This is a genomic window from Aeromonas sp. ZOR0001 (assembly GCF_000801015.1).
In the GTDB taxonomy this organism is placed as follows: Bacteria; Pseudomonadota; Gammaproteobacteria; order Enterobacterales; family Aeromonadaceae; genus Aeromonas; species Aeromonas veronii.
In genome coordinates, this window is sequence record NZ_JRJY01000033.1 from 3,410 (window position 1) to 13,850 (window position 10,441).

Genomic DNA, 10,441 nt, shown 5'->3' on the forward strand with positions numbered 1-10,441 from the left:
GGGTTAACTGGGTAGTAGAGGCCAGCCGCAGGGCTTGGCCATACTTGGCTTTTGCTTTCATGACTATTCCTTGTTGACGGCATAAATGGCGACGCCCGGATTGGCTTGCGCCAGTCCGGGTGAGGTCGTTATGCGGTTTGAATGGGGAAGCGTAATTACTGCAGCAGAGTGAGTGCCTGATTCAAGGCTTGGGATTTGAGTTGGGCACCCTGACCGAACCAAGCGGAATCAAGCCGGTGATCTTGGCTGCGGGCACGGCGGTGGTGATCCACGTATTCCGTTACCGCATTGACCAGCCCCCAGGCTGTATTGCGGGAGCTGGCAAGTTCTGAGCCCATGCCTGCGCCTTGATAGAGCTCATGCAGCCGTTGTACCGGCTTGGTGAGAATGATGTTCTCCTCATCGAGAGGTTGCGCCAACAGATCGCTGAAAAAGCGCAGCGCCTCTTCAGGGGCCACGGGCCGCTGTGCCAGTGCCTTGCTCTGGACTTTGAACTCATCCCAATGGGAGAGCCCGAGCCCAAGCGACTCTTTGACGGTCGCCGCATCGAACTGAGTGGAGTGGGGCACCTTGATGGCACCGGTAGCGCCGCGCAGTGCCATCTGCAGGGTGTTGTTGCATACCACACGTAGAGAAGTGAACTGCGCTGTGGTGCAGAGCGTGCCATCGCAGCTGGTTGCCAACAGCAGATAGGACTTTACCAAGTCATTGCCTTTGAGTTTTAGATCCTGGCCGGTCTTGGCCAGTGCCCACAGCTTGCGGCCGCCTTTAAGCGAGCCCGCGGTCTCCAGCTCAAAGCCACCAGCTTCCACCAGGTCTTGGTAGAAGTGCAGCACCTCGTGAGGCTGTACCACGTTGTAACGGCTTGAGACCACCGACAGGGGGGCGAGGGTATCGGAGCGATAAAGTACCTTGCTGTCGCTGTAGGGGCGAATATGCAGCGCATCGGAGGCGACGTTAAACATCACGTCGCTCTGCTCGATGGTCCAATCCATCCCGGCTGCCTGTAGCCAGATATCGAGGGATTGTTGCGGGGGCAAGACATTGCCAAGGCCATGCCAAGGGGTTTGGCCGGTGTAGGCCATGGTGTCGATCATGTGAGCCATATCTCCTCCAGGAATAGTGAAATGCAGACATTCAGCCTGCTAACTCATGGGGGTGATATAGGTTTGAAAGTTTATTGAATAGGATGTATTTACCATTAAATTCTCATTTTTAAGGATGGCGTTATAGCATGATGGTGTTGTGCAATGAACTGCATTGGAGGGGTACGGAGAGGGGTACGGGGCCAAAAACGACTAAGGGGTTAGCACCATGAAGATGCTAACCCCTTGTTTTATATGGCGCTCCCGACTGGAGTCGAACCAGTGGCCTGTCCCTTAGGAGGGGACCGCTCTATCCTGCTGAGCTACGGGAGCTGTGTGGCGGGCATTATACAAGAAGCAACTCCCTTTTAAACCCTTGATTCTTATTCCAATACTGCCAAATCCCCATTCTGAATGTTAAACGGCGAATATTTGTTCTGGCTACTGATGATGGCGCCATCGTCAAATACCTGCACTACTTCGAACAGGCCGTCGGCCGGGTTGCGCATCATGCGCGACTTGCCGTAGGGGTCGATGAAGTCGGCGTTGTGCTGGATGCGGAACTGATCGCCAAGCTTGACACCATTGCGCCGTCCCAGATTGATGTAGGGGCCGCGTTCGTTCTGGCCGACTACTCTTGCAGTGACCGGGGCGCAGGTGAGCTGAGCTACCAGATCCTGAGCCGCCTGTTGCAACTGGTAGTTGACCTCCTGGCCATAACTTGACTGCCAGAACTGGCCGCTGCTGCTGCCCACTTGCTCCCGTTTGCCAAAGGTCCAGGTGGCGCGCCCTTCGTAGACCTTTCGGTTGACCAGACTGCCGTTGATGCCATCGAACAGGTAGAGCTGCATGCGAAAGTTGCGTACGGGATCCTCATACCAGCTGGTCAGCTGGTTGCCCTGCGGCTCGATGGAGAGATCGTCGATGCTGCCGAGGACCAGATACTGGCTGTCGGTACGCAGGCTGAGCGCCTTGATCTCCTCGAGGGCACTGCGATCCCCCTGTTGCAGGTGAAGCGGGTCGATGCGCAGGTTTTCATCCAGCCACTGGCGCACAGCGACCCCTTGCGGCGCGTTGGCGAGAGTCTCGAACAGTCGTCGCGATAGGTTTTCCGGCATGTCGTCCATGGCGCCGTAGCTCGCTTGGTCCGGATAGCGCATCCGCAGCCGCACCAGTGTCAAATCCTTGGCGAAGTGCTGGGTCTGGCAGATCTGGCGCTCGGCCTGAATGTCGGCTACTAGCGTGATATACATGCGGCCGTTGCGCACCTCTTCCCGCTTGAGCCGGTACTGGCGAATGTCGCCGCCGGAGCGGATCTGGATCTGCTCGGATCGCAGGCTGCCATTTTCCAGACGCTGGACGCTGGAAACGGCCGCGCCGCTGGCCAGCAGCGCCTGACGCAGGGCGTCGCGGGTCGCCTGCTCGCGGGCATAGACCTCATCGCCCCCCAGAATGGCGGCGCTGCCCTGCGCTTCGATAAGCTCGGCTCGGGCGCTCAGGCTGGCCAGCAGCAGGGTCAACAGCAGCGGTAATTTCATAGCAGATACCTTGAGTTCGCGGGCAGCCGAGCCATTTTGAGGAAATGGCATCTGCTGGCCGACATGGATCACAACACGTTCCAAGTGGCAGCGCACGTTGGCGCTGACGATGTCCATTAAAAAGCAAGAATCATGCCTCATTCCCGGCTCAAGCTTTGTCCGGCGCGTCCGATAATAAGTCAGGTGCAGATACAGGAAAGGTATCCATGAACAAACTCATCACGGCGTTGGCGCTTGCCCTGGCATTGACCGGGTGTGGCTCCGACCCTATCAATCGGGATCAGGGTGACCCCCGCCAGGCGGCGCAGGGGATGGAGCTCAACTGGCTGGTGGCGCGCATGACCGATCAGCTGATGGAGCGCAAATCGCTGACCACCCTGACCGAACCCATCGCGGTGGCCTCTTTCGTCGATCTTGATACCCTGCAGGATACCAACTGGATGGGGCAGCAGATTGAGGAGAGCTTTATCTACGAGCTCAACCGTCGCGGCGAGGTGGTGGTGGACTTCAAGCTGACCGGTAGCATCAAGGTGACCCCGCAGGGGGACTTCGTGCTGAGCCGCAACTACAAGGAGCTCTCTTCCCGTTTGCCGATCTCCCGCATTCTGGTCGGCACCTTCAGCCGCAACAGCAAGGGGATCCTGGTCAACGCCCGCGTTATCGACATGCGCACCAAGATGGTGGAGACCACGGCCCAGAGCCTGATCCCGCAAAAATATCTGTTCGGTGCCAACAACTCGTTTGGTCGGGCATCGATCAATCGCGGTTATCTGATGCGTGACAGTCAGGCCCGGCCGGGCGGTCATCTGGTCAACCTGACCCCGTGAGGAGCGAGTCATGAAGATCCTGTTTGGTTGCCTGTTGGCACTCTTGCTCACCGGTTGCAGCGGTAACCGGGTGGTGGATTACACCCAGGGTGGCAAGCCCGATGATTTTCCTGTGCTCAAGGCGGTGGGCTATGCGGTGATCGACATCCAGCCTGGCCCCTCCCAGTCGGAGAAGATGCTGCAAGCCATTCGCGCTTCAAAGATGGATGCCTATCGCGAGCTGGCCGAGCAGCTCAATGGTCAGCAGGTCCGCGGCCAGAGCAGCTATCGTGACTTGACCCAGACCTCCAACTCGCTCGATGTGTCGGTCGCCGGTGTGGTGCGTGGTGCCCGGGTGGTTGCCTCTTATCCGCGCGGCAACACCTATGCCACCGAGATGGAGCTCGATACCCGTGCCCTCTATAACATCAATCAGTTGATGGCGGGTCAGTTCTGAGTTGATGGGCTTGCCGTGAAAACCGGCATCAAAACAAAAGGCGAGCAGGGTGCTCGCCTTTTGTCATTTTGGGCTGTTTAGCTTCCCATCAGCACCGGCGGCACTGCGGTGGGTTTCACATCCTCGCTCGGGTAGCAGCCAAGCACCTTGATATAGCGGGTGATCTTGGTCAGCTCCACCAGTGCGGCCTGCATCGCCGGGGTCTGCAGGTTGGCGGAGACATCCAGATAGAACATCTCTTCCCACGGGTTGCCCTGCACCGGACGGGACTCCAGCTTGGTCATGTTGATCTCGTGGCTGCGCAGTACCAGCAGCGCCTCGACCAGCGAACCCGGCTTCTGGGAGGTGGACATGATGAGGGTGGTCTTGGCCGGGATCTGCGGCGCCACGTCGATGGGCTTGCGCGCCACCACGATGAAGCGGCTGTAGTTCTCTTTCTGGTTGGCGAGCTGCTCGGCCAGCACGTCCAAGCCATACAGTTCACCACCGGCGGCGCTGCCGATGGCGGCGGCCTCCGGGCTGGCCAGTTCTTTCACCTTCATCATGGCACTGGAGGAGGAGTCGCAGATCTCGTGACGGGCTCCTTCCAGCTTGCTCAGATAGTGGGAGCACTGCTGGAACACCTGCGGGTGGGCATAGAAGGTTTTGATGCGACTCAGCTCGGTCGGTACGGCGGTGAGGATGCAGTGCTCGATGGGGTAGGTGAGCTCGCCGACGATGGAGAGGCTGGTGTGCTGCATCACGTCATAGACTTCGTTGATGGAGCCCGAGCTGGTGTTTTCGATGGGCAGCACGCCAAAGGCGGCGCGACCCGACTCCACCGCATCCAGCACTTCGCGGAAGTTCTGGCAGTTCACCTCGATCACCTGATCCTTGTAGCGCGCCAGATACTTGCGGGCGGCCAGGCTGGAGTAAGAACCGCGTGGCCCCAGATAGGCGACGCTGGTCATCGGCTCCTGCTGCTCCGGGTTGAGCAGGCTCTGCAGATAGGCCTGCTGGGAGAGCACAGAGTCTTCGATGATGGTGTGATAGATGCGGGTGATGTACTGGGCGTCCAGCCCCAGCACACGCCCTTTCTGGATCAGGGCGACCAGCAGCTCCTGCTCCCGCTGGTGGTCACGGATGGGGCGCGGGTTGGCTTGCTTGGCACGGGCGACCTCGATGCTGAGTGTCTTGCGTTTCGCCAGCAGGGCAAGCAGCTCCTGATCCAACCGGGTGATGTCTTGTCTGATCTCGTCGAGCGTTGCCATGATTGTTCCCTATCCAAGTAATCGATTGATATTAATGCAAAAAAAAGCCTCCGCTAGGGGAGGCTCGATTCGTCTTTGCTTTCTGTTCACACGACGACAGGCCTTCCCTCAAGCGGGCCGGATAAACGAGAAAGCAAAGAAGAATGGTGCGTGCATAGGTGTGTCCTTGAAGTAACGTCATAACCATTAAGGGATTTGCCGGTCTGATGCAAGTAAAACTTGCCCGCGGGCAGGGATGGGGGCAGGGTATCCGGTTAAGAAAATGGCGTATAAGCGATGTTCTATTGACTCTGTTTTGATGACTGAAACCCAGTGGGGGAGGTAAAGACGATGGCGATTATTTTCGATCTGGGACGGGTGGTGGTGAGCTGGGATCCGGTAGGCATAGTGCGTTCCGTGCGTGGTCCGCAAGGGGCCGAACAGTTGGCCGAGCAGCTCTTTAACCACCCGGATTGGCTGGAGGTGGACAGAGGCACCATGTCGCTCCATACCATGGCCCGGGAAGCGCAAGCGCGCACAGGCCTCTCGGCGGCACAGAATCTGGCCATTTTACAGGCAGTTCCCGCCTCCCTGCTGCCAGATCCCGCTATGCTAACCCTGATAGCCGAGCTGCACGGGGCGGGGCACACCCTGTATGCCCTCTCCAACATGGGTCATGCCAGCATCGACTGGTTGGAGCAGCATCAGGATTTCTGGCGCTTCTTCAGCGGCAAGGTGGTCTCGGCGCGGGTGCGGATGATGAAGCCGGAGCCGGATATCTACCGCTATCTGCTGGTGTCGTTCGATCTGAAACCGGCAGAGTGTCTCTTCATCGATGACAGTCCCGCCAACATTGCGGCCGCCGAGGCCCTCGGTATCAGGGGGATCGTCTTTACCGACGCGGCGAGTTGTCGTCAGCAACTGGGTGAGCTGGGCTGTTTGCCCGCCACCGGCAGGGGGTGATGCCCCTTTAGGAGCACTATGGAGCATGGCCGGTTTCGCAATTGGCTCAGTCACTATCCCGAGGCGACCCTGATCATCGCCTGCAAGGATGGCAGCGGTTATCAGCTCTGTGTTGAGGCAGAAGGGGAGTGCCTCTGCCTGACCGACAGTGAGGGAGGGCGCCTGACCTTCACCTCGCTGGATCAGGCGCAGGGTTTCTTGCGAGCCCATCGGGTTCACCAAGCAAGATTGCGAATTTATGACGCCCAAAATGAAGATTTAGCAGCAGAATCACAGGAAATAATCATCAAGTTTTAATTTTAACCAGACTCTTTAAGGGTCTATTCAGTTTGTTTGCCGCACAATACTGCACCTGTTCATCATCCGGAGCTGTTTAATGGGTGCCAATGTAGTTGTACTGAATCAGGGATATGATCACTCTTTTCAAGCCAGGGAACAGCTGCTGATTGAGCGACTGGCAAGTTTTGACGAGCTGGTTGTCTCTTTTTCGGGACGGTTGGAATCCTGCTACAGCATCGAACTGTGCCGCGCTGCCGGTGTGAAAATCCACGCAATTACCCTCGATAATCCGACCCGCAGTCGCAGCGAAGTGGCCCGTGCCCGCCGTTATTGCCAGCGTTATGGCATCGATCACTGGGTCATCAAGAGTGACGAGATCGTCTTTTGCGATCGCCTGCCAAATATTGAAGGGCTGATCGACCCGGTTCGCCGCATTGGTGAGTATGTGCAGACTCGTCCGGAATGGGCTCATCTGCCGTTGCTGGTTCCGGCAGCGGTGGAGGAGCGTGATGATTATCTTGCCCAGTTCGGGTCTCTGCCTGCCAACTCAATCTGGTTTTTTGCCGACAACGGATTGATGCGCCGCGATTATCGTTACGGCTTCAACAAGCGTCAGCTCGGTCGTTGGGGCAAGGGGAGCAACGGTTGCCTCAGCAATCGCTTCACCAATCCACGGCAGCTTGAGCAGCGTTATCTGCGAATGGTGGATCAGGCAGAGCAGATGCTGGCCGACATGGGGCTGGACGAGGCACAGGTCTTTTTCCATACCCTGTGCGACTGCTCCACCACCCTGGCCCGGGTGCGTCTGCCCGAGCATCAGCGTGCGCAGGCCTTTGATATGCAATCGGATATTTTGTCCGCCCTCAAGGGGAGCAAGTTCGATCTGGTGACCTTGGATATGGCACAGAAAGAGCGACACGATCTCGCCATCTAGCCTGCGGGCAAGCGATGCGGGTGCCAGAACGTGAGTGCTGTCATAGGCAAGGGGCGACGGGACTGTTTATACTGTCGCCCTTTCACCCGTTACCGAGCTTCGCCCTATGAAACCCTTCTCCCGTCTGCTGATTGCCCTGTGCCTCTCCCCCGTACTGGCGCAGGCTGCCCCTCTTTCTCAGGTGACGCTGCCCGATGGTCGGCAGGTTCAGCTCAACGACGACTTCACCTGGGAGTATCTGGTGGTCAAACCGGCCGAGTCCGTACAGGGCGTGGCTGCTGATGGGAAGGCTGGGGCCGTGGTGGCCGTCGCTGCTCCTGTGCTGACCGATCAGGCCAAGGCCAATCCGGAACTGCTTGCCCAGATGGCGCGTGACGGTGTGGTGGTCAAGCTCGACAAGATCGAGGGCTCTGACCCGCTGGCGCTGACCTTTATGGTGAGCAATACCGGTACCCGCAATGTAGTCGGGGTGCGTGGCATGGTGACCCTGTTCAGTGCTGACGGGGTGCAGCTGAGCCGTCAAGAGGCCCGCTTCTGGGTTGCCGAGAATCGCCTGCCGGAAACCTATCTGCGCAAGGGGCAAGCACGTCCGTCACTGGCCCTCGAGATCCCCCGTCCTGCCGGATTGACTGGTCAGCCGCTGGTGAGGGTCGAAATTGACGAGGTAGTCTTCCGCTGATTTGGCGTTGTTCCGGCCCATGCAAACCGCTTGGGCCGGCAACTTGTTGCCGCTGACACCCCCTGCAATATCTGCTTACATCTGACATGGTTCTGCAACAGCTTGCAGCTCGGCAAGCCGGGAACCTGATCGCACAATGACTCCATACCAGCTCGCTAGCAACGGGCCCAATCACATGGAGTTATCATCATGAAAAAAGCAACTGTCTCTCTTCTGGTTCTGGCCGGGTTTGCCTCTACTTCCGTCATGGCGCAGGATGCCTTCAGCTACGCCAAGGGTTCCGCCACCTGGGCGCACACCAAATCCGACTATCTCAGCGGTACCTTCAGCAATGACAGCAAAGGAACCCGTGATTTTGGCGGTCTGAGCCTGGATCTCTCCAAGAGCTTCGGCTCCAATTTCTATGGTCGCGGCAGCACTGAATACACCTCTCGCAGCAACGGCAACGACAGCATGTCGATCTCCAGCATTGGTGTCGGTGTCTTTACTCCGCTGAGCACGGGTCTGAACCTCTACGGTGAAACCGGTGTGACCGGCTACATGCTGGAGCGTGAACTTGCCAGCGATATCGCTAACAAAGGGTGGGATGCTGTTGCTCGCAAAGATAGCGGCAGCATGTACGGTGAAGTGGGTCTGCGCTACGACATCGGCAATGTCGAGCTCTCCACCGCTTATCGCTACGCCAACATGACCGACGATATGCACGACTTCAAGGTGGGCGGTGCCTACAAGCTCAACCAGAACTGGGCGCTGACTGCTGATTACACCTATCGCAACTGGGATCTGCAAAAAGGTTCCATCTCCAGCCTGGGTGTGAAGTACAGCTTCTAATCCTCCTTCCAGTAGTCCGTAGTGTCTTGTTTTTTACCCATGGCGTTCGCCATGGGTTTTTTCGTTTTCCAGTGATCCCTTTTTTCTCCTTGTGTCGTATCAGTCGCAAATACTTATACAACTTTCATTTTTTTGTATAACTGCTATAACTGAATCAATGCTTATACAAGGAGCGTCATCATGTACAAGATTAAAGTCGGTATCAGTGCCTGCCTGCTGGGACAAGAGGTACGTTTCGATGGGGGCCACAAGCGCTCCAGCTTCTGTGAACGGGATCTTGGCGCTCACTTTGACTACCACCCCGTCTGTCCCGAGATGGCTATCGGTCTCGGGGCGCCCCGTGCCGCCATCCGGCTGGTCAAGCGCAACGGCGAGATCCGCGCCGAGGCGAGCAACGGTAGCTTCGATGTCACCGAAAAGCTGATTGCCTTTAGCGAGCAGAAAGCCCGTCAGCTCGACTTTATCTCCGGCTACATCCTCTGTGCCAAATCCCCCAGCTGTGGCATGGAGCGGGTCAAGGTCTATGGCGCCAATAACGAGGGGAGCGCCAAGGAGGGGATTGGCCTGTTTGCCAAGGCGTTGATGGAGGCCAACCCCCTGTTGCCGGTGGAAGAGGATGGCCGCCTGTGCGACCCCATCCTGCGGGAGAACTTCGTGCTGCGGGTCTTCGCCTACCATGACTGGCAGCAGCTCTGTGCGCGTGGTATCACTGCCTCTGCGCTGATCCGCTTCCACTCCCGCTACAAGTATCTGGTGCTCTCCCATGCCACCACCCACTACCGCATCCTCGGCAAGCTGCTCGGCAATCTGGGCAAGTCCACCAATTTGCAGGAGGTGGCTGACAACTACATCAAGGGATTGATGACGGCGCTGACTCTGCGAGCCAACCGCCGCAGCCACACCAATGTGCTGATGCACCTGCAGGGCTACTTCAAGCGGGTGCTGACCCCGGCCCAGAAGCAGGAGCTTGCCGATACTATCGACAAGTACCGCACCGGCATATTCCCCTTGCTGGTGCCGCTCACCCTGATCCGCCACTACCTGCGCGAGTACCCCAATCCCTATCTCGCCGAGCAGGTATATCTCAATCCACACCCCGATACGCTGAAATTGCGTTACGGGCTCTGAATCCGTTCTGTTGCCCCGGCGCATGGTTTGCGCCGGGGGGCTTTACCCCTCTGTTTGATGGACGTTGTCATGTCTGATTTATCGCAAGAAGTTGCTCCTCTCGCTGATGAGGGGATCTACCCCATTCGCGAGGTCTCCCGGCTCACCGGCGTCAACGCCGTGACCCTGCGTGCCTGGCAGCGCCGCTACGGTCTGGTGCAACCGGCCCGCACCGAAAAGGGCCACCGCCTCTACAGCGAGCAGGATATCCGCCAGATCGGCGAGATCCTGAGCTGGCTGGAGCGGGGAGTGAGTATCGGGCAGGTGAAGGGGCTCTTGAGCGAACCCCATTCCGCGCCGGTGAGCGATCACTGGCAGCAGACTCTGGAGCAGTTCAGTCAGGCGCTGCTCGCCTTCAACCAGCGCAAGGCGGAGGCCGAGCTCAACGATCTGCTGGCGAGCTACCCGTTCGAACTGATGCGCAGCCGGGTACTGCAACCGCTGGTGGAGCGGCTGCTGGGGCTGTGGCGCGA

Annotated in this window: 12 protein-coding genes, 1 tRNA gene and 1 other annotated feature; of the genes, 9 read left to right on the forward strand and 4 right to left on the reverse strand. The window is 58.2% G+C overall.

The window, feature by feature from the left end:
* Positions 1 to 155: 155 nt before the first annotated feature.
* The 3 genes from L972_RS03185 to L972_RS03195 all read right to left on the reverse strand — a co-directional run bounded on the left by L972_RS03185 (position 156) and on the right by L972_RS03195 (position 2,623).
* On the reverse strand, positions 156 to 1,106 hold the full coding sequence (locus tag L972_RS03185) for a DUF932 domain-containing protein (protein ID WP_047435441.1): 951 nt from the start codon (positions 1,104 to 1,106) through the stop codon (positions 156 to 158).
* A gap of 235 nt (positions 1,107 to 1,341) precedes the next feature.
* Positions 1,342 to 1,418 (reverse strand) — tRNA-Arg (locus L972_RS03190).
* 50 nt (positions 1,419 to 1,468) lie between these two features.
* On the reverse strand, positions 1,469 to 2,623 hold the full coding sequence (locus tag L972_RS03195) for a flagellar assembly protein FlgT (protein ID WP_019446850.1): 1,155 nt from the start codon (positions 2,621 to 2,623) through the stop codon (positions 1,469 to 1,471).
* Positions 2,624 to 2,829: 206 nt separating this feature from the next.
* Here L972_RS03195 and L972_RS03200 point away from each other — a divergent pair, with 206 nt between their 5' ends.
* A complete protein-coding gene (locus tag L972_RS03200; protein WP_005338718.1) occupies positions 2,830 to 3,450 on the forward strand; it encodes a FlgO family outer membrane protein in 621 nt (206 codons plus the stop codon).
* Positions 3,451 to 3,460: 10 nt separating this feature from the next.
* Positions 3,461 to 3,886, forward strand: a complete 426-nt coding sequence (locus L972_RS03205) for an LPP20 family lipoprotein (protein ID WP_005338717.1) — start codon at positions 3,461 to 3,463, stop codon at positions 3,884 to 3,886.
* Positions 3,887 to 3,963: 77 nt separating this feature from the next.
* Here L972_RS03205 and pheA read toward each other — a convergent pair whose 3' ends face one another.
* Positions 3,964 to 5,136: a prephenate dehydratase gene (gene pheA / locus L972_RS03210; RefSeq protein ID WP_005343631.1), complete on the reverse strand. Its 1,173-nt coding sequence runs from the start codon at positions 5,134 to 5,136 to the stop codon at positions 3,964 to 3,966.
* A 38-nt stretch (positions 5,137 to 5,174) separates the two neighbouring features.
* Positions 5,175 to 5,296 (reverse strand) — a sequence feature (Phe leader region).
* Positions 5,297 to 5,466: 170 nt separating this feature from the next.
* Between pheA and L972_RS03215 the strand changes: the two genes are divergently transcribed.
* The 7 genes from L972_RS03215 to L972_RS03245 all read left to right on the forward strand — a co-directional run.
* Positions 5,467 to 6,078, forward strand: a complete 612-nt coding sequence (locus L972_RS03215; protein WP_040068548.1) for an HAD family hydrolase — start codon at positions 5,467 to 5,469, stop codon at positions 6,076 to 6,078.
* A gap of 18 nt (positions 6,079 to 6,096) precedes the next feature.
* A complete protein-coding gene (locus L972_RS03220; protein ID WP_005338699.1) occupies positions 6,097 to 6,375 on the forward strand; it encodes a DUF6482 family protein in 279 nt (92 codons plus the stop codon).
* Between the two features lie 79 nt (positions 6,376 to 6,454).
* A complete protein-coding gene (locus L972_RS03225) occupies positions 6,455 to 7,291 on the forward strand; it encodes a hypothetical protein (RefSeq protein WP_019445107.1) in 837 nt (278 codons plus the stop codon).
* A gap of 106 nt (positions 7,292 to 7,397) precedes the next feature.
* Positions 7,398 to 7,970 carry a DUF3157 family protein gene (locus L972_RS03230; protein ID WP_043819074.1) on the forward strand — a complete coding sequence of 191 codons (573 nt, stop codon included), beginning with the start codon at positions 7,398 to 7,400 and terminating at the stop codon, positions 7,968 to 7,970.
* A gap of 189 nt (positions 7,971 to 8,159) precedes the next feature.
* Entirely contained in the window at positions 8,160 to 8,801 is a 642-nt protein-coding gene (locus L972_RS03235) for an autotransporter (RefSeq protein WP_042080712.1), read from the forward strand.
* A 180-nt stretch (positions 8,802 to 8,981) separates the two neighbouring features.
* On the forward strand, positions 8,982 to 9,929 hold the full coding sequence (locus L972_RS03240; protein ID WP_005338692.1) for a YbgA family protein: 948 nt from the start codon (positions 8,982 to 8,984) through the stop codon (positions 9,927 to 9,929).
* A gap of 69 nt (positions 9,930 to 9,998) precedes the next feature.
* A partial coding sequence (locus L972_RS03245; RefSeq protein ID WP_047435454.1) for a MerR family transcriptional regulator occupies positions 9,999 to 10,441 on the forward strand: 443 nt, incomplete at its 3' end.